We start from the raw sequence: 17770 nt of genomic DNA, 5'->3' as shown, positions 1-17770 counted from the left end.
GAAGTAAAAGCACCCTGCGAAAGCGTACGCCTCGCAGGGTGCCGGGGTGACCATCTCATTAAGTAACCCGCCGTAAGGGCGGAAAGGTGAATAAGCGTCGACATCACAAATGAATGCGCATACAACTTCAAAAACAAACACTACCCGAAACTAACGAACTAACGAACTAACGAACTAACCAACAGTCAAGCCTTCAAAGCCTTCTTGGGATATATATCGTACCGACTCGACTTCCCCTCCAGACTATGACTCGGCTTGGCCCCCTCGATAATAGGCGCCTTGCGCGGCCGCTTGACCACCACCCGATGCGTGGCCAACGCCAAAGCCGCCTCGAGCAAAGCCGGTGCATCCAGGTCATCACCGACCAAAGGCCGAAACACCCGCATTTCCTTCTTCACCAACGCGCTCTTGTCCCGATGCGGAAACATCGGATCCAGGTAGATCACCTGTGGCGCCTCCCCCTCCCAAGCCCGCATCCGCTCGATCGCATTACCAGTCAACAACCGCATGCGCGCAACGATCGGAGCAATCTCCTCATCGCCACGCGCCCGCACCAGACCATCCTCCAGCAGCGCGGCAATCAACGGCTGACGCTCGATCAGGGTCATCTGGCAACCCAGGCTGGCCAGTACGAACGCATCCTTGCCCAACCCCGCCGTAGCATCGAGCACCTGCGGCCGCACGCCCTGGGCGATGCCCACGGCCTTGGCGATCATCTGCCCGTTGCCACCACCGTACAACCGCCGGTGCGCCGCCTGCCCCTCGACGAAATCCACCCGCACCGGCCCCGGTGCCTGCGGCCCGAGCTGCTGGATCTGCAGCCCCTCGTCCCCCAGCTGCACGGCGAATTCCGCGGCTTCATCGACCAACGGCAAGCCCAGCCGCTCGGCCCATGCCTCGGCCTGCGCCTGGAACTGCGGGGCCAGTGCCTCGACCCTGATACCTGCGCCTTGCTGCTGCTCTACCATCCGTTCCCGCACTCGAAAAAAATTAATGAAACCCCGGCCAGAGCCGATACAGGCAATATCCCGCTATTCTGCCAGAGCTCAACGTCCGCGACTGCCATGTCAGACACTCTTCCCATCGGCTTGACCTACTTGTCGCCCGTCGGCAACTACGGTCGACAGAATACCCAGGCACTGGGTGGCGTCAGCCATCTGTGGCAGGATTTCTTCGCCCGGGCCATGGCAGAGCAGCCGCAAGGCGAAGTCGACTCCTTTAGCCAGGCGCTGATGCAGTGCGACCAGGACAGCGGCGAACCAGTCGGCGGCGCCCGTGCCCTGGCGCTGATCGACGCCCAGCGCGCCCTGCCGGTTCACGACACCGAAGTAACCCCGCCCGAGCCCCTGTTCCTGCCCAAGGCGGAACTGGAAGCCAAGCTGCTGCCGCCCGCCCCCGAGCCCTTCGACACCGTCGAACTGATCGAGCAACAGCGACAACTCGACATCAGCAACAGCTGGCTGCGCCCGGTGGTCATGAGCCAAGGCCACCCCATCGCTGAGCCCGGACCCGGCCCATCGCCACGGCCGCTGTTCCTGCCGATCGCCGAGTTCGAGGCCCATCTGCTCGATCCTGCGCCCGAACCCTTCGACGAGCAGACACTGGCCAAGCAGCAGAACGACCTGGAATTCGATATCCACTGGGCGCGCCCGGTGGTGCTGAACAACGTGCGCGTGCACGCCTGAGTTCAACGGCAGATCTGCCAGAACCCCATGTCCAGGTGAAAGTGGTTGTGGTGCGCGGCGTTGTAGTCCGGCCCCAGTGCCGTGCTGAAGCTTTCGCAGGCCGCCGCCTGCACTTGCCGCAGGAAGTCAGCCTTGGGGCCCTCTCCCCGCCAGTCCTGGGCCAGCACGATGCGCTGCCCATCCTTCAGACGAAAACCACTGATATCAAGCGCATTGGCCGTGGCATGCTGGCTGAGCCGGCCTTGCTTGCGGTGGTAGACATTGCGGCAGGCGAAACTGCCCAGATGATCGACCTGAACCACCGGCTGACCGAACACCCGCTGCGCCGCCGGCTGCAATCCATGCATTTCGAACAGCGAATAGGCCACCGCCAGCGGACAACTGGCGAGGAAGCTGCTGCTCAAGCGCGCCTGCCCGCCCTCCACGCGCCAGACGTTGCGCAACGGGCAAGCGGCCTGCGGCGGACTGTTACTCTGCGGGCGATAACGCAGCGTGGTGGTCTGCAAAGCCTGGCGGCATAGCTCGGGATCGTCGCGCAGGCGCGACAGCTTGTAAGGCGTCAGCAGATTCGGGGGCTGCCGAACATCCAGAGCGGCCCAGGGGTTCCAGGCAGCTGGCGGGCGCCAGCCCATCAACCAGGCGAGCAGCACAACCAACAGCAGGCTGAGCGACGCAATCAGCGCTCTACCCATGGGCCCTCAACGGCGGAACAGGTCGTTGAGCTGGGCAAATGGCAGGGCCTGCTCGCCATAGCCGAAGGTGCCCTGCTCGCGGATCTCCAGCGCGGCCCGCTGGAAGGCGCCCAACGCCGCACGCGCCAGCGACGAGCCGACACTGATGCGCTTTACACCGAGGTCCTGCAGCTGATTCACGCTCAACGGTACCCCCGGCATGCCCATCAGCACATTCACAGGCGTGGGCGCTACAGCGAGCACCACCGCCCGGATCTCGTCGACGCTGCGCAGGCCGGGGGCGTACAGCACGTCCGCTCCGGCCTCGGCATAGGCCTGCAGGCGGCGGATGGTGTCGTCCAGGTCGAGACGCCCGTGCAGCAGATTCTCTGCGCGGGCACAGAGGGTGAAGGGGAAGGACAGGCTGCGGGCGGCCGCGACGGCGGCACGCACCCGTGCCACGGAAAGCTCGAAATCGTAGATCGGTGCATCGCTACGCCCGCTGGCATCTTCGATCGAACCACCCACCAGCCCCGCTTCGCCAGCGCGCTGGATGGTCCGGGCGCAGTCTTCCGGCAGGTCGCCGAAGCCGTTTTCCAGATCGGCCGCCACCGGCAACGGCGTGGCGTCGACAATGGCACGGGCATTGTCGAGGGTCTCCTCGGGCGTCAGCGCGCCTTCGGCATCCGGCCGCCCGAGGCTGAACGCCAACCCGGCACTGGTGGTGGCCAGCGCCTCGAAGCCCAGGCTGGCCAGCATCCGTGCGGAGCCGGCATCCCACGGGTTGGGAATGACGAACGCGCCATCACGCTCATGCAGTGCCTTGAAGGCTTCGGCTCGCAGGGTTTGCACATCCATGGTTCAACCTCCGACGGTCAGATCACAGTAACCCCAGTTGTTCGACCTCAGGGGCACGCGGCAATTCAGGCAGCGCCGCCAAGCCTGGCAACAGGGTCATCAGGCGCTGGTGAAAACGCTGGGCCAGTGCCGCGGCCAGACGGTTGTCCGAGGTATGCAGAAACACATACGGGCGGCGCCCCTCCTCGATCCAGGCGGCGACCTTGTCGACCCAGGGCGTGAGAAAGCGCTCGTTGGCCTCGAGCTCGGGATGGCCGATGAAACGCACCTGCGGGTGCCGGGTAAAGGCCGCCGGGCGCGGCGGCACCTTGGGCTTCTTGGCCTGGGCATGGAGCACGGCGGGCTCGCGCGAAGCGCAGCTGAACAACGCACGCGGATCCAGGCAGATGCGCTCGACACCGCGTTCATGCAACAGGCGATTGAGTTGGCGCTCCTCCTCGCCACGGGCAAAGAACGCGTCGTTGCGCACCTCCACCGCCACCGGCACGCCGATCTCGTCGAGAAAGTGCGCTAGCTCTGCGAGCCGCGTCGGCCCGAACATCGCCGGCAACTGCAGCCAGTAAGGCGACACGCGTTCGCCCAAGGGCGCCATCAGCCGGGTGAAGTCCAGCGCCGAATCGAGCTGTTCGCGCAGGTCGCCCGCGTGGCTGACATCCCCTGGGAACTTGGCGGTGAACCGGAACCCAGCCGGCATGATCTGCGCCCAACGCTCTACCGTGGTTGGCGCGGGGCGGGCATAGAACGTGGTGTTGCCCTCGACGGCGTTGAATACCTGGCTGTACAGCCCGAGGAACTCGCTGGTACGGGCGTCGGCGGGGTACAGGTACTCGCGCCAGGCGTTTTCAGCCCAGGACGGGCAACCGAGAAAGTAAGGGAGGGGTGATGGCGTCATCCATCAAATGTACAGGTCCAGCCCCAGCACTTCCATCTCCCAGTCGGTGAAGCCGGCAGTGGTCAGGTAGCTGGCGAGCGCCGTTGAGGTCCGCCGGTCGCGGGCACGGGGGAAGATCAGGTCCTGCTGACGTGCCGGCAGGTTCTCGCCGCGACGGCTGGCGCGGCTGACCTGCGCGTCGATGTCCTCGATGATCTCGGCGTCGGCTTCGTCGATGGCTTCGTCACGCGCCGGCGCCTTGCGAGGCGCGCGCTTGATGGGGTAGCTCTGTGAGGAGAAGCCGTCGATACGCATGAAAGGGGCACTCAGGATCAATGATGGCAATTTAGCAGCATCAGGAATCCTTCGCTAATGCCCGAACTGATAACTGGACCACAGAACGCGCAAAAGGTTTTATCGTGAACGGCGATAGCCGACGAACTGCGTTCAACGCGCCTTGGGCGTAGCCACATTATCGCGCAGGTAAACCGGTTGCGCCTGCTCGGCGACGACCGCCTCCCCCCGCGCCCAGGCGAAACCGGCCAGAGTGAGGATGTCCAGTGCGCTGGGCAGGGCCACGGCATCGCTGGCCGCGACCTGCACGGCCAGCCGCTCGGCATAGCCCCAGCCGGTGCCGGCGCCGAACCAATCGCCCTCCAAGTCTTGCGGCAGCGCAACCCGATCGGGCGGCAGCACCGTTTCCTGGCCGATCAGACGCATCTCGCCCTGCTCGGCGCGGTAGCAGCCCCAGTACACCTCGTCCATGCGCGCATCGATGGCCGCGGCCACCTGCTGCACGCCTCGCTCACGCAGCGCGCCCTGGGCCAGCGCCGCCAGATTGGACACCGGCAGCACCGGACGCTCGAGAGCGAAAGCCAGCCCCTGGACCACGCCGATGGCGATACGCACGCCGGTGAAGGCGCCCGGGCCACGGCCAAAGGCGATGGCGTCCAGCGCGCTCAGCGCCACACCCGAGTCGGCCAGCAGTTGCTTGATCATCGGCAGCAGTTTCTGCGCGTGCAGGCGTGGGGCCACCTCGTAGTGACTGGTCACCTTGCCGTCGTGCAGCAGGGCGACGGAACAGGCTTCGGTGGCGGTATCCAGGGCCAACAAGGTGGTCATCGAACGAGGTATCCAGGCGACAGGGGAAAAAGAGCGGCAGTATAAACGACAACGGCCCGCAAGCGGGCCGTCGTGACGCACGGTGATGGATCAGCTCAGGGCTGCCAGCACCTTGGCGGTGATCGACTCGACCGAGCCGACGCCTTCGATGTGGCTGTACTTCGGCTTGCCGGCGTTGGCGGCCGACAGCTTCTGGTAGAAGTCCACCAGTGGCTTGGTCTGGCTGTGGTAGACCGACAGGCGGTGACGCACGGTTTCTTCCTTGTCGTCATCGCGCTGGATCAGGTCTTCGCCGGTGACGTCGTCCTTGCCTTCGACCTTCGGCGGGTTGTACTGGATATGGTAGGTACGGCCCGAGGCCAGGTGCACGCGGCGACCGGCCATGCGGCCGACGATCTCTTCGTCGTCCACGGCGATCTCGACCACGGCGTCGATGTCGACACCGGCGGCGACCATGGCTTCAGCTTGCGGGATGGTGCGCGGGAAGCCGTCGAACAGGCAGCCGTTGGCGCAGTCTGGTTGAGCGATGCGCTCCTTGACCAGGCTGATGATCAGCTCGTCGGAAACCAGCTGGCCGGCATCCATGACCTTTTTCAGCTCCAGGCCCAGCGGGGTGCCGGCCTTGACGGCGGCACGCAGCATGTCACCGGTGGAGATCTGCGGAATACCGAACTTCTCGGTGATGAACTTTGCCTGAGTACCTTTACCGGCCCCGGGAGCTCCCAGCAGAATTACGCGCATCTTGTGCTCCTCATATTTTTCTTTGCAAATCAACGGATTCGGCGCACAAGGCCAACTCCGGAAAATCGGACGAGACCGTAAAATCGGTCAAAAGGCTGCTCAAGATACACAGCGCCCGCCCCCCCGACAAGCGTCCAAAAGTGCCAGGAACGGGCCGCCCGCGGCTGGCCGGGGCACGGGTTGCGCCCGGCGCAACCGGCCGTCACGGGTTGGCGCAAGGCCAACCCGGCCCATCACCGAGACCGGTTTCGAACGACCTCAGCCGGTATTGCGCAAACCAGCCGCGATCCCCGCCACGGTCACCAGCAAGGCCTGCTCCAACGGGCTGTCCAGAGCGGCTTCACGGCTGCGCGAGCGCGCCAGCAGCTCGGCCTGCAGGCGGTGCAACGGGTCCAGGTAGGTGTTGCGCAGGCGGATGAATTCCAGGGTTTCCGGGCTGTGCGCCAGTAGCACCGGCTGCCCGGTCAGCCCCAGCACCACCTGGCACGACTGCGACAATAGGTCGCGCAGGTGCGCACCCAGCGGCAGCAGTTCGGGTTGCACCAGACGTTCGTCGTAGGCCTCGGCGATTTGTGCATCGGCCTTGGCCAGGACCATCTCCAGCATGTCGATGCGGGTACGGAAGAACGGCCATTGCTCGCGCATCTGCGCCAGCAGCGTCCCCTGTCCGCGTGCCAGGGCATTGTTCAGCGCCGTTTCCCAGCCCAGCCAGGCCGGCAGCATCAGCCTTGTCTGGGTCCAGCCGAATATCCACGGGATCGCCCGCAGGCTCTCGATGCCGCCGGCGCGGCGCTTGGCCGGGCGGCTTCCCAGCGGCAGGCGGCCGAGTTCCTGCTCGGGGGTGGACTGGCGGAAGTACTCGACGAAGTCCGGGTTTTCGCGCACCACGTCGCGGTAGGCCTTGACGCCATCGGCGGCCAACTGGTCCATCAACGCGCGCCAGGCCGGCTCCGGCGGTGGCGGCGGAAGCAGGGTCGCCTCCAGCACGGCGGCCAGGTAGAGGTTGAGGTTCTGCTCGGCAATGCCCGGCAAGCCGAACTTGAAGCGGATCATCTCGCCCTGCTCGGTGGTGCGGAAACGCCCGCCCACCGAGCCCGGCGGTTGCGACAGGATCGCCGCATGGGCCGGTCCGCCGCCGCGCCCGACCGTGCCGCCCCGGCCATGGAACAGCAGCAGCTCGACCTGGTGCTCGCGACAGATGCGCACCAGGTTCTCCTGGGCGCGGTACTGGGCCCAGGCCGCCGCGGTGGTGCCGGCGTCCTTGGCCGAGTCGGAATAGCCGATCATCACCTCCTGCGGCCCTTGCAAACCAGCGCGGTAGCCCGGCAAACCGAGCAGGCGTTCCATCACCGGGCCCGCGTTGTCCAGGTCGGCCAGGGTCTCGAACAGCGGCACCACGCGCATCGACCGGGTCAGCCCGGCCTCCTTAAGCAACAATTGCACCGCCAGCACATCGGAGGCCGCGCCGGCCATGGAGATCACGTACGACCCCAGCGACGCCGCAGGCGCGGCGGCAATCTCGCGGCAGGTGGCGAGCACCTCGGCCGTCTCGGCCTGGGGCTGGAAATGCGCCGGCAACAGCGGGCGACGGTTGTTCAGTTCGGCCTGAAGGAACGTGATGCGTCGCTCCTCGTCCCACTCGGCATAGCGACCGAGGCCGAGGTAGTCGGTGATTTCCGACAGTGCATCGCGGTGGCGGGCGGCATCTTGGCGCACGTCCAGGCGCACCAGGAACAGGCCGAAGGTCACCGCGCGGCGAAGGCAGTCAAGCAACGGGCCGTCGGCGATCACACCCATGCCGCATTCATGCAGCGACTGATAGGCCAGTTCCAGCGGCGCGATCAGCTCGCGATTGTCCACCAGTACCGCAGCACTGGCAGGTTGTGTGCTCGTCAGCGAGGCATGGGCCCAGGCACGGGTGGCGCGCAGGCGATCGCGCAGTTGCTTGAGCAGGGCGCGATAGGGTTCGGCGCTGTCGCCGACCTTGTCTTTCAGCGCGGCGCTGGCCTGCTGCATGGACAGCTCGGCGGCCAGGCCGTCGATATCGCGCAGGAACAGGTCGGCGGCCATCCAGCGCGCCAGCAGCAGGACTTCGCGGGTGACCGCCGCCGTAACGTTGGGGTTGCCGTCGCGGTCACCGCCCATCCAGGAGGCGAAGCGCACCGGCGCCGACTCCAGCGGCAGGCGCAGCCCGGTGGCCTCGAACAAGGCCGCGTCGACCTTGCGCAGGTGGTTGGGGATCGCCTGCCACAACGAGTGTTCGATGACCGCAAAGCCCCACTTGGCTTCATCCACCGGGGTCGGCCGGGTGCGACGGATCTCCTCGGTGTGCCAGGCCTCGGCGATCAGGCGGCGCAAGCGTTCACGCACCTGCTGGCGCTCGCCGGGAACGAGGTCGCGGTGGTCCTGCGCGGCCAGTTGCGCGGCAATGGCGTCGTACTTCTGGATCAGGGTGCGGCGGGCCACCTCGGTGGGATGGGCGGTAAGCACCAGCTCGATGTTCAGCCTGGCCAGTTGCCGGGCCAGCTCATCGTTGCCGTGGCCCGCCGCCTTCAGCCGCGCCAGCAGTTCCGGCAGCACCCGCGCCTCGAACGGCTCGGGCTGGTCGGCGTCGCGGCGCCGGATAAGCTGATACTGCTCGGCGATGTTGGCCAGGTTGAGAAACTGGTTGAATGCCCGCGCCACCGGCAGCAGGTCCTCCTCGGCCAGGTCGCCCAGGGTCGAGCTCAGTCGCTCGCCCTGCCCGCGCCGGTCGGCCTTGGCGCTGTGGCGGATGTCCTCGATCTTCTGCAGGAACGCCTCGCCATGCTGCTGGCGGATGGTCTCGCCCAGCAGTTCTCCCAAAAGGTGCACATCCTCGCGCAAGCGCAGATCGATATCACTCATCAGCCTTCTCCACTCCAGGAAACCGCATGCGCCCAAGAGTGCCCACTCGCGCCCGCGCCTGGCAAGCCAGAAGCGGCCAGAGCAACTAAAGTGAACACAGGACATCCGAAGCAATGCCACTACCAGGCTTTGACAGAGAGGTCATCATGAAAATTCGCCAACTCGCCGAGCACTGGGAACAGAACGCCGCCGGCCTCCTGAGTCCCACCGGCCATGTCCTGCACCTGGACATGGAAGCCGAAGCGCGCCTGGCCGCGCTGATCGACATGTACCCCAAGCGCAGCCCCGAGGAACTGCTGGGCGAATTGGTGGCGGCGGCGCTCGAGGAACTGGAAGCCAGCTTCCCCTACATCAAGGGCCAGCAGGTGATCGCCACCGACGAAGAAGGCGACCCGCTGTACGAGGATATCGGCCCCACACCACGCTTCCTGGCCCTCTCCCGACGCCACCTGCAAGCCCTCGGCAGGGTGCGCAAGGAGCCGTCGCACTGAACCTTTCCGGGTGCCGGGCGAAGCCCGGCATACCGTCATCCACGGCGGAAGTTCCAGGAAAAATCCGCTGACTGATTAGTCAGAAAAAAATACCTTTAGCGTGCAAATTTTTCTGAACTATTCAAAAAATGCCTGGGTCACAGCCAATAGCCATCACGGCAAAACCCTGTAAACACGGGCCTTTGCGCCCGACGCTGGCCACAGGGGAACAGCGATAGCCACCGCGTGGCATCGTCGTTTAACAGGAGTGACCCAATGGAGTTGACCACCATGAAGACCCGCATCGCACAACCTTCCTCCACTCACCTGCGCGGGCTCAAGCTGGCCGCGCTGGCCCTGGGCAGCAGCCTGGTGCTGGCCGGCTGCGCGGGCAAGCCGCCGACCGAGCAATACGCCGTGACCCAATCGGCGGTCAACTCGGCGGTCAGTGCAGGTGGCACCGAATTCGCCGCGGTGGAGATGAAGGCTGCCCAGGACAAGTTCAAGAAGGCCGAGATCGCCATGCACGACAAGCAGTACGACCAGGCCAAGCTGCTGGCCGAACAAGCCGAATGGGACGCCCGCGTCGCCGAGCGCAAGGCCCAGGCAGCCAAGGCCCAGAAAGCCGTACAGGATGCCCGCCAGGGTATCAACGACGTACGCGAGGAAGGCCTGCGCAGCGCCGAATGAGCCCTGCCCAGCCTCATGAGCCTTCGTTAACGATCAAAGGATGAACACTATGCGCAACTACGTCATGATTCCCGCCCTGCTGGCCTTGAGCGTGGGCCTTGCCGCCTGCTCCCACGACCCGAACGCCAACCTGGAGTCGGCCCGCACCAACTTCTCCGCCCTGCAGAGCGACCCACAGTCGAGCAAAGTGGCCGCGCTCGAGACCAAGGACGCTCAGGACTGGCTGAACAAGGCCGACAAAGCCTACATGGATCGCGAGGACTCGAAAAAAGTCGACCAGCTCGCCTACCTGACCAACCAGCGTGTCGAAGTGGCCAAGCAGACCATCGCCCTGCGTAGCGCCGAGGCCGAACTCAAGAACGCCGCCGCCCAGCGCGCCCAGGCCAAGCTGGACGCCCGCGACGCGCAGATCAAGAAGCTGCAGGACAGCCTGAACGCCAAGCAGACCGACCGTGGCACCCTGGTGACCTTCGGTGACGTGCTGTTCGACTTCAACAAGGCCGTGCTCAAGAGCAGCGCCTACCCCAACGTCACCAAGCTGGCCCAGTTCCTCCAGGAGAACCCTGAGCGCAAGGTGATCGTCGAGGGCTATACCGACAGCGTTGGTTCGGCCAACTACAACCAGACCCTGTCCGAGCGTCGCGCCGGTGCGGTGCGCATGGCACTGGTACGTGCCGGCGTCGATCCAGCACGCATCGTCGCCCAGGGCTACGGCAAGGAGTACCCGGTGGCCGACAACAGCAGCAACTCGGGCCGCGCGCAGAACCGTCGGGTGGAGGTGACCATCTCCAACGACAACCAGCCGGTGGCACCGCGCTCGGTGAGCCAGATCCAGTAATCGCTAGTGCTTGAGTGAAGAACCCCGCCTGATGGCGGGGTTTTTCATGGCTTGGGATTGAACATCGTGAAGGTGACGCCTCGCGGGGCAAGCCCGTTCCCACGCAAAAAACATCTTCTTGAAACCTGGTCTGGCACCGACCCCATCTGAAGGTCAGGACACGCTCACTGCACCTGCTGCGGCGTCTCCTGCCCCATGCAACGCACCGCGCGCTTGCGGTTGTCTACCAGCACCCCGGTCAGGCCCTTCTGCTCGGTGTCGAACAGCACCAGCACGCCATCGATGCACTGCGCCACCTGTGGCGCCGGCGTCAGCGAGACCTTGTAGTCTTCCCCCGGAATGGTCTTGAGCATGGTGAAATCCTGCAGCAACAGCGCATCCTCGGGCTTGGCGAAATGCAGGTAGCCGTAGTACCAGAGGGCTCCCACCGTCACGATGATGCTGCCGACACCGGTCAGGATCAGCGGGATGGCGTTGCGTTCTTCACTCATTGCTAGTTCTTCTCGTCAGGGTAGTTGGGTACTTCGGCCAGGCGGCGCAGGCCGTTGAAATGGGTAGGGTCTTCCAGGAAACGCAGCATCACCTGACGCCAGGTCGGATCGGCGAAGGTCTGCACATGGTCGCCCCGGGTCAATTGCAGCACCCGGGGCGGCGGCGCCTGGCGGTACAGGCGCAGGCCGTTGTCCAATGGTACGAGGTCGTCGTCGATGCTGTGGAAGAACAGCTTCGGCGGGCTGTCCAGGCGGGCGATCGAGTTGACCGCGCTGTCGCCGTCCGGCACCAGCCACGACAGCGGCACCTGCAGTGGCCAGGTCATCCACGAAGTGCTCAGGGCATATCGCCCCACCGCCCGGTAGCTGGCGGGCACGCCATCGAACACCAGGGCGCTGAAGCGTCGGCGCTGCTCGGGGTGCTGGGCCAGGTAGTGGATGGCCATGGCCCCTCCGAGGCTCTGGCCGAGCAGCACCAGCGGCCGGCCCTGGGCCTGGGGCGCCTTGTCGAGCCAGTCCAGCGCCGCGCCGATGTCGCCGTACACTTCAGGCAATGTCGGCTTGCCCTGGGACAGCCCATAACCGCGATAGTCGATCATCAACACCTGGTAGCCTGCTTTCGGCAGCCAGTAGCTGCCGCCCAGGTGCCAGGCCAGGTTGCCGCCATTGCCATGCAGGTGCAGCACCGTGCCCTTGACCTCGACACCCTGCGGCACGGGCAGCCACCAGCCATGCAGGCGCGTGCCGTCGGCGGCCCTGAGGGTCAGGTCCTGATACTGCAGATGGGCCCTTTGCGGGGTGAACGGCTGACCGGGCTCGGGATAGAACAGCAGGCTGCTGCAACCGCCCAACAGCAGCAGCCCGAGGCCGAAGGCGAGGTGACGGCAGGCGTCAGAGAATGTTCGCGTAGTCGGCTTCAATACGGTCCAGGCTCAGGTGGTTGAGGAAGTTGGAGAAGCACATCCAGGCCGACAGCGCGTTGAGGTCGCGGAACTGCTCGGGCAGGTACTTGGGCGGTTCGACCAGCCCTTCCTCGACCAGCTGGCGCAGCGTGCGCATGTCTTCCAAGGTGGTCTTGCCGCAGAACAGCAAAGGGATCTGCTCGAGCTTGCCCTTCTTCACGGCCAACTGAATGTAGTTGTAAACCATGATGAAGCCCTTGAGGTAGGACAAGTCCTTGGTGAATGGCAGGCCGTTGGGCACCGAGCCACGGAACACCCGGCTGGCGTTGCTGTAGCTCTGCCCCATCTCGAAGCCCTGGCCGCGGAAGAACTCGAAGACCTGCAGGAAGTCGGCGCCCTCCTCCACCATGTGGATGGCACGGGTACGGTTGGTGAGCTTGCGCAGACGGCTGGGGTAGGAGGCGAAGGCGATCACCTCCATGAGGATCGCCAGGCCCTCCTGGGTCACCGTCGACGAGGGCGGGCCCTTGGCCAGGAAAGTACAGATCGGCTGGTTCAGCCCGTTGAGGGTAGTGCCGACGTGCACCAGGCCTTCATGCACTTCCAGGGCGCGCACGTCACGGCTGTTGAACATGGCGTCGGCGCGCACCTTGATGTAGTCGGCCCCGGCCGCGGCGTCGGCAACGATGCCGTCGGACTCGAACACGCGGATGGTCTCCTCGGCCTCGCCGAACACCTTGTTCAAGCGACGCTGGAGGATCTCCACCGCTTCCTTGGCCGTGAGGTTCTTCGGCTCGTCCTTCAGGTCGCCGCGACCGTCGATGTTGTTCAGGTAATCCGAGAGCATCAGGCCCAGGTCGGCCAGGGTCGGGTCGCCGGCGTGGAAGGCGTCGGAGGCGGCGCCGTAGAGCTCCTGGGAGATCAGCCCGAAGTCCTCGGTGCCGCGTGCCTCGAGCATGCGCACCACCATGCGGTATTCCTTGCACATGCGCCGCATGATCTGCCCGACCGGATTGAACTGGCCCAACTGCCGGGTGATGTCGCGCTCGATACTCTGGAACTCGGCCTTCACCGCGCTGGAGTCGAACGACAGCGGGCGGTTCTGGTAGTAGGCACGGTCCACCGCTGGTGGCTCCTTGCCCTTGGCCTTGAGAAAGCCCTGGCGGATGCCATCGTCCCATTTCACCGCGTCAAGCACGCGGATCGGGGTCTGCGTGGCGACGATGCGGTCGGACAACGTGCGTATGGTCTGTTGGTACTCGTCCACGCGGGACTCCTTCTTGAAGCCTCATCGCGGGGCAAGCCCGCTCCTACAACCAGAAGCGGGCTTGCCCCGCGACGAGGCCGGTATGCTCACGGCTATTTACCGGAACGCTGGAAGCGCGCCACCTCGACGAACAGATCGGAGTTGGCGGGATCTTCCAGATACGCCAGCACCCGCTCGGTCGGGCTGTCGATCAGCACGCCCTCGCCGTTATCTTCCGGCACTTCGGTGTTGCGTCCGCTCAGTTCTTTCTTGGCGACAGCCTGCTGCACCTGCTCGACATCGAGGTTGTAGACCACCAGCTGCTTGCCGTCGATCACCTCGAAACCACCGATCAGGAAATTGCCACCCAGGCGCTTGGGCACCCCGGCCGACAGGTACCAGCGGTTGCCATGCCGGGCCACGGTGAAGGCGTATTCCTCGGGGGCCTTGCCCTGGGCACGGGCCACCGCTTTGTAGGTATTGCCACCCGCGCGGCTGATGCTCAATTTCAGCGGCTGGCCCCAGGCGTCCTTGCTGCTCCACTGCCCGAGCAGGGCCTTGGGCGCCGGCTGGTTGGCCGGCAGTGGCTCGTCGAACGTCACCAGACAACCGCCCAGCAGGAGGAATGACAAGGTCAACAACACCACACGCCAGGCTTTCATCAGGTTCTCCTTGAAAAGTCGTTCGCCACTCAGGCCGAAGCCAGCACCATCTGCAGGTATCGGACAAGGATAGCGAGCATCTGCTCATCGGCCTGCGCATTCGCATCCTTGAGCAGGCCCTGATATTCCATCTGCTCGATTATCGCCGTCAACATCTGGGCATCCTGCTCGGGCTGGCGCGAGCCGACAACCTGCAGGATCTGCCGTGCGCCATGCAGCAGGATCTGCTCGTGGGCCTGCACCAGCTCGGCCAGGCGCGGGCACAGCAGTGCCTCCTGGCGGAAGGCCTGCTCGGCCATGAGGAAGTCGCGGCGGTTGTTCAGCTGGCGCAGGACGTAGTCGGCCAGCATGCGCGCCACTTCATCGGCCAGGTGCGCCCGGGCCTCGGGGGTGCCGTCGCCCTGGGCCAGCAACTGGCGCAGCACACCTTCGGTGTTGGTCCACAGCTTGGCCATGTAAGCCGCGCTGCGTTCGACGTACTGGGCGAAGGTATCGGCCAGCAGGTCCTGGATATCCTTGAAGTAGTAGGTGGTGGCCGACAACGGCACGCCGGCCTCGGCAGCCACGGCACGGTGGCGCACGCCGCGCACGCCATCGCGCACGACGATGCGCATGGCGGCGTCGAGGATCTGCTGGCGGCGCTGCTCGCTGCCCTGGCGGGCGGTCTTGCGGCCCTGGTACTGCACGCTCTCGGCGACGGCGGTGGCGATACCGGCGGCACCCTGGTGGGGCATTGCGGGGGTCACTCTGGTTTACCTCACGAACAGTGGGTTGCCTGCCCGGCAATGAGGCCGGCACTGACAACATAAAGCTTCAGGCATGAAAAAGCCGCCTCGAAAGGCGGCTTGTTCAGATCGCTCAGGCCTGTGGACGCATGTGCGGGAACAGGATCACGTCGCGGATCGACGGCGAGTTGGTCAGCAGCATCACCAGGCGGTCGATGCCGATGCCTTCACCGGCGGTCGGCGGCATGCCGTATTCCAGGGCGCGGACGAAGTCGGCATCGTAGTGCATGGCCTCGTCGTCACCGGCGTCCTTTTCGGCCACCTGGGCCAGGAAGCGCTCGGCCTGGTCTTCGGCATCGTTGAGCTCGGAGTAGGCGTTGGCAATCTCGCGGCCACCGATGAACAGCTCGAAGCGGTCGGTCACGGCCGGGTTGTCGTCGTTGCGACGGGCCAGCGGCGACACTTCGAACGGGTACTCGGTGATGAAGTGCGGCTGTTCCAGCTTGTGCTCGACCAACTCTTCGAAAATCATCACCTGCAGCTTGCCCAGGCCTTCGTGGCCGAGCACCTTGGCGCCGGCTTTCTTGGCGATCTCGCGGGCACGGTCGACGTCCTGCAGGTCGGCGGCGGTGAGCTCCGGGTTGTACTTCAGGATCGAGTCGAACACCGACAGGCGCACGAACGGCTCGCCGAAGTGGAACACCTTGTCGCCATACGGCACGTCGGTGCTGCCCAGTACCAGCTGCGCCAGCTCGCGGAACAGTTCCTCGGTGAGGTCCATGTTGTCGCGGTAGTCGGCGTAGGCCTGGTAGAACTCGAGCATGGTGAATTCAGGGTTGTGACGAGTCGAAACGCCTTCGTTACGGAAGTTGCGGTTGATCTCGAACACCTTCTCGAAACCACCGACCACCAGGCGCTTGAGGTACAGCTCCGGCGCGATGCGCAGGAACATGGCCATGTCCAGGGCATTGTGGTGGGTTTCGAACGGCTTGGCCGCGGCGCCGCCGGGGATGGTCTGCAGCATCGGGGTTTCGACTTCGAGGAAGTCGCGCTCGATGAGGAACTTGCGGATGTGCGAGATCACCTGCGAACGCACACGGAAGGTGTGGCGGGTTTCCTCGTTGACCATCAGGTCGACGTAGCGCTGGCGGTAGCGCTGCTCGGTGTCGGTCAGGCCGTGGTGCTTGTCCGGCAGTGGGCGCAGCGACTTGGTCAGCAGGCGCACGCGGGTCATCTCGACGTACAGGTCACCCTTGCCGGAGCGGGCCAGGGTGCCCTCGGCGCTGATGATGTCACCCAGGTCCCAGGTCTTGACCGCGGCCAGGGTCTCTTCCGGCAGGGTCTTGCGATTGACGTAGACCTGGATGCGGCCGGTCATGTCCTGGATGACCATGAACGAGCCACGGTTGAGCATGATGCGACCGGCGACCTTGACCGGGATGGCGGCTGCTTCCAGCTCTTCCTTGGTCTTGTCCGCGTACTGTTTCTGCAGGTCGTTGCAGTAGCTGTCGCGGCGGAAGTCGTTGGGGAAGGCATTGCCCTTGGCGCGCTCGGCGGCAAGTTTTTCCTTGCGCAGGGCGATCAGGGCGTTTTCTTCCTGTTGCAGGTCTTGCGCTTCGGTCTTGAGGTCGCTCATGTCGTCATTCTTTCCATCAGGTGTTCGTTGCCCCTGTCGGGCAGGGCACGCGATACGGGCCCTGGGCCTCGTATCGCGGCGGTGGTGTGCGGTTTACAGCCCCTGCTTGAGGCTCGCTTCCAGGTACTGGTCGAGGTCGCCGTCCAGGACCTTCTGACAGTCGCTGCGCTCCACGCCGGTACGCAGGTCCTTGATGCGCGAGTCGTCGAGCACGTAGGAGCGGATCTGGTGGCCCCAGCCGATGTCCGACTTGCTGTCCTCCAAGGCCTGGGAGGCGGCGTTGCGCTTCTGCATTTCCAGCTCGTACAACTTGGCCCGCAGCATTTTCATGGCGGTGTCCTTGTTGGCGTGCTGGGAGCGTTCGTTCTGGCAGGCCACCACGGTGTTGGTCGGCACGTGGGTGATACGCACCGCCGAGTCGGTGGTGTTGACGTGCTGACCACCGGCACCGGAGGAGCGGTAGGTGTCGATGCGCAGGTCGGACGGGTTGATCTCGATCTCGACCTTGTCGTCGATCTCGGGCGAGACGAACACCGCCGAGAACGAGGTGTGGCGACGGGCGCCGGAGTCGAACGGGCTCTTGCGCACCAGGCGGTGCACGCCGATCTCGGTGCGCAGCCAGCCGAAGGCGTACTCGCCCTTGATGTGCACGGTGGCGCCCTTGATGCCGGCGACTTCGCCTTCGGACAGTTCGATGATGGTGGCGTCGAAGCCGCGCTTGTCGGCCCAGCGCAGGTACATGCGCAGCAGGATGTTGGCCCAGTCCTGGGCCTCGGTGCCGCCGGAGCCGGCCTGGATGTCCAGGTAGGCGTTGTTCGGGTCCATCTCGCCGCTGAACATGCGACGGAACTCAAGCTGGGCGAGGGATTCCTCAAGCCCTTGCAGCTCGGTCTCGACATCGCTGACAGCGCCTTCATCGCCCTCCTCGACAGCCATGTCGAGCAGGTCCTTGCAGTCGGTCAGGCCGTTGGACAGTTTATCGAGGGTCTCGACCACCTGCGCCAGCATGGCGCGCTCGCGGCCCAGGGCCTGGGCGTATTCGGGTTTGTTCCAGACAGCGGCGTCTTCCAGCTCGCGGTTTACTTCGACCAGACGATCATGTTTGTGATCGTAGTCAAAGATACCCCCGAATGGACTGGGAACGCTCGGTGAGGTCCTTGATGGTGTTCAGGATCGGTTGGATTTCCATGGGCGGGCTGCTCTCGTGCGAATTCGGTGAAAAGCCCGCGAGTATAACCGAGTCTGGGGCCTGGCGGCAGACCCGCCGGGCGGTATG

19 protein-coding genes are annotated in these 17770 nt (G+C 65.0%); 4 read left to right on the top strand and 15 right to left on the bottom strand.

From position 1 onward, the window contains the following. Positions 1–185: 185 nt before the first annotated feature. Positions 186–968: a class I SAM-dependent methyltransferase gene (locus AC25MA_RS18900; RefSeq protein ID WP_028691558.1), complete on the bottom strand. Its 783-nt coding sequence runs from the start codon at positions 966–968 to the stop codon at positions 186–188. A gap of 96 nt (positions 969–1064) precedes the next feature. On the opposite strand from AC25MA_RS18900, the gene AC25MA_RS18895 reads away from it, so the two are divergent. After that, positions 1065–1685: a hypothetical protein gene (locus AC25MA_RS18895; RefSeq protein WP_062360526.1), complete on the top strand. Its 621-nt coding sequence runs from the start codon at positions 1065–1067 to the stop codon at positions 1683–1685. 2 nt (positions 1686–1687) lie between these two features. Here the strand turns inward: AC25MA_RS18895 and AC25MA_RS18890 are convergent, their stop codons facing one another. The 7 genes from AC25MA_RS18890 to ppc all read right to left on the bottom strand — a co-directional run bounded on the left by AC25MA_RS18890 (position 1688) and on the right by ppc (position 8834). Further along, complete coding sequence (locus AC25MA_RS18890) at positions 1688–2377, bottom strand: extensin-like domain-containing protein (protein WP_062360525.1); 690 nt, start codon at positions 2375–2377, stop codon at positions 1688–1690. A gap of 6 nt (positions 2378–2383) precedes the next feature. After that, positions 2384–3214 (bottom strand): isocitrate lyase/PEP mutase family protein, encoded by an 831-nt coding sequence (locus AC25MA_RS18885; RefSeq protein WP_062360523.1) that lies wholly within the window; start codon positions 3212–3214, stop codon positions 2384–2386. A gap of 22 nt (positions 3215–3236) precedes the next feature. Continuing rightward, the gene (locus tag AC25MA_RS18880; protein WP_069016775.1) at positions 3237–4106 is read right to left on the bottom strand and encodes a DUF72 domain-containing protein; all 870 of its coding nucleotides are present in this window, start codon (positions 4104–4106) and stop codon (positions 3237–3239) included. 3 nt (positions 4107–4109) lie between these two features. Further along, entirely contained in the window at positions 4110–4400 is a 291-nt protein-coding gene (locus AC25MA_RS18875; RefSeq protein WP_028691563.1) for a hypothetical protein, read from the bottom strand. Positions 4401–4532: 132 nt separating this feature from the next. Beyond that, entirely contained in the window at positions 4533–5207 is a 675-nt protein-coding gene (gene tsaB, locus AC25MA_RS18870) for a tRNA (adenosine(37)-N6)-threonylcarbamoyltransferase complex dimerization subunit type 1 TsaB (RefSeq protein WP_088851961.1), read from the bottom strand. Between the two features lie 90 nt (positions 5208–5297). Further along, entirely contained in the window at positions 5298–5948 is a 651-nt protein-coding gene (gene adk, locus AC25MA_RS18865) for an adenylate kinase (RefSeq protein WP_028691565.1), read from the bottom strand. Between the two features lie 258 nt (positions 5949–6206). Beyond that, entirely contained in the window at positions 6207–8834 is a 2628-nt protein-coding gene (ppc, locus tag AC25MA_RS18860) for a phosphoenolpyruvate carboxylase (protein WP_236248242.1), read from the bottom strand. 146 nt (positions 8835–8980) lie between these two features. Here ppc and AC25MA_RS18855 point away from each other — a divergent pair, with 146 nt between their 5' ends. From AC25MA_RS18855 to lptF, 3 genes are all read left to right on the top strand, one after another. Continuing rightward, positions 8981–9325 (top strand): hypothetical protein, encoded by a 345-nt coding sequence (locus AC25MA_RS18855; protein ID WP_028691567.1) that lies wholly within the window; start codon positions 8981–8983, stop codon positions 9323–9325. A gap of 255 nt (positions 9326–9580) precedes the next feature. Continuing rightward, on the top strand, positions 9581–9994 hold the full coding sequence (locus tag AC25MA_RS18850) for a DUF4398 domain-containing protein (protein ID WP_028691568.1): 414 nt from the start codon (positions 9581–9583) through the stop codon (positions 9992–9994). Positions 9995–10043: 49 nt separating this feature from the next. Next, a complete protein-coding gene (lptF, locus tag AC25MA_RS18845) occupies positions 10044–10832 on the top strand; it encodes a lipotoxin F family OmpA-related lipoprotein LptF (protein ID WP_028691569.1) in 789 nt (262 codons plus the stop codon). 164 nt (positions 10833–10996) lie between these two features. On the opposite strand, the gene AC25MA_RS18840 is transcribed toward lptF, so the two are convergent. The 7 genes from AC25MA_RS18840 to prfB form a co-directional block, all read right to left on the bottom strand. Then, complete coding sequence (locus AC25MA_RS18840; protein WP_028691570.1) at positions 10997–11323, bottom strand: PA3694 family proteiin; 327 nt, start codon at positions 11321–11323, stop codon at positions 10997–10999. Positions 11324–11325: 2 nt separating this feature from the next. Continuing rightward, the gene (locus AC25MA_RS18835) at positions 11326–12243 is read right to left on the bottom strand and encodes an alpha/beta hydrolase (protein ID WP_486972299.1); all 918 of its coding nucleotides are present in this window, start codon (positions 12241–12243) and stop codon (positions 11326–11328) included. Then, the gene (locus AC25MA_RS18830; RefSeq protein ID WP_028691572.1) at positions 12215–13492 is read right to left on the bottom strand and encodes a flavohemoglobin expression-modulating QEGLA motif protein; all 1278 of its coding nucleotides are present in this window, start codon (positions 13490–13492) and stop codon (positions 12215–12217) included. The genes AC25MA_RS18835 and AC25MA_RS18830 overlap by 29 nt, the downstream gene beginning before the upstream one ends. 92 nt (positions 13493–13584) lie before the next feature. Then, positions 13585–14133, bottom strand: a complete 549-nt coding sequence (locus AC25MA_RS18825) for a LolA-like protein (RefSeq protein WP_028691573.1) — start codon at positions 14131–14133, stop codon at positions 13585–13587. Between the two features lie 29 nt (positions 14134–14162). Continuing rightward, on the bottom strand, positions 14163–14867 hold the full coding sequence (locus tag AC25MA_RS18820; RefSeq protein WP_062360515.1) for a TetR/AcrR family transcriptional regulator: 705 nt from the start codon (positions 14865–14867) through the stop codon (positions 14163–14165). A 124-nt stretch (positions 14868–14991) separates the two neighbouring features. Then, positions 14992–16494: a lysine--tRNA ligase gene (gene lysS, locus AC25MA_RS18815; RefSeq protein ID WP_028691575.1), complete on the bottom strand. Its 1503-nt coding sequence runs from the start codon at positions 16492–16494 to the stop codon at positions 14992–14994. Positions 16495–16587: 93 nt separating this feature from the next. Next, a protein-coding gene (gene prfB / locus AC25MA_RS18810; protein ID WP_139121065.1) for a peptide chain release factor 2 occupies positions 16588–17683 on the bottom strand; the annotation gives its coding sequence in 2 pieces (ribosomal slippage) (positions 16588–17610 and positions 17612–17683; 1095 coding nt in all). Between the last annotated feature and the right edge of the window lie 87 nt (positions 17684–17770).

This window comes from Pseudomonas sp. P65(2024) (assembly GCF_057480955.1).
The sequence above is the reverse complement of the archived record's forward strand: the minus strand, read 5'-3'. Positions and strand labels throughout refer to the sequence as shown.

Coding starts and splice junctions, on each gene's coding strand:
- ppc (WP_236248242.1), bottom strand. CDS start 8,834: ATGAGTGATATCGATCTGCGCTTGCGCGAGGATGTGCACCTTTTGGGA.
- AC25MA_RS18880 (WP_069016775.1), bottom strand. CDS start 4,106: ATGACGCCATCACCCCTCCCTTACTTTCTCGGTTGCCCGTCCTGGGCT.
- lptF (WP_028691569.1), top strand. CDS start 10,044: ATGCGCAACTACGTCATGATTCCCGCCCTGCTGGCCTTGAGCGTGGGC.
- lysS (WP_028691575.1), bottom strand. CDS start 16,494: ATGAGCGACCTCAAGACCGAAGCGCAAGACCTGCAACAGGAAGAAAAC.
- AC25MA_RS18885 (WP_062360523.1), bottom strand. CDS start 3,214: ATGGATGTGCAAACCCTGCGAGCCGAAGCCTTCAAGGCACTGCATGAG.
- AC25MA_RS18840 (WP_028691570.1), bottom strand. CDS start 11,323: ATGAGTGAAGAACGCAACGCCATCCCGCTGATCCTGACCGGTGTCGGC.
- AC25MA_RS18900 (WP_028691558.1), bottom strand. CDS start 968: ATGGTAGAGCAGCAGCAAGGCGCAGGTATCAGGGTCGAGGCACTGGCC.
- AC25MA_RS18850 (WP_028691568.1), top strand. CDS start 9,581: ATGGAGTTGACCACCATGAAGACCCGCATCGCACAACCTTCCTCCACT.
- AC25MA_RS18825 (WP_028691573.1), bottom strand. CDS start 14,133: ATGAAAGCCTGGCGTGTGGTGTTGTTGACCTTGTCATTCCTCCTGCTG.
- AC25MA_RS18820 (WP_062360515.1), bottom strand. CDS start 14,867: ATGCCCCACCAGGGTGCCGCCGGTATCGCCACCGCCGTCGCCGAGAGC.
- adk (WP_028691565.1), bottom strand. CDS start 5,948: ATGCGCGTAATTCTGCTGGGAGCTCCCGGGGCCGGTAAAGGTACTCAG.
- AC25MA_RS18855 (WP_028691567.1), top strand. CDS start 8,981: ATGAAAATTCGCCAACTCGCCGAGCACTGGGAACAGAACGCCGCCGGC.
- AC25MA_RS18890 (WP_062360525.1), bottom strand. CDS start 2,377: ATGGGTAGAGCGCTGATTGCGTCGCTCAGCCTGCTGTTGGTTGTGCTG.
- AC25MA_RS18875 (WP_028691563.1), bottom strand. CDS start 4,400: ATGCGTATCGACGGCTTCTCCTCACAGAGCTACCCCATCAAGCGCGCG.
- AC25MA_RS18895 (WP_062360526.1), top strand. CDS start 1,065: ATGTCAGACACTCTTCCCATCGGCTTGACCTACTTGTCGCCCGTCGGC.
- tsaB (WP_088851961.1), bottom strand. CDS start 5,207: ATGACCACCTTGTTGGCCCTGGATACCGCCACCGAAGCCTGTTCCGTC.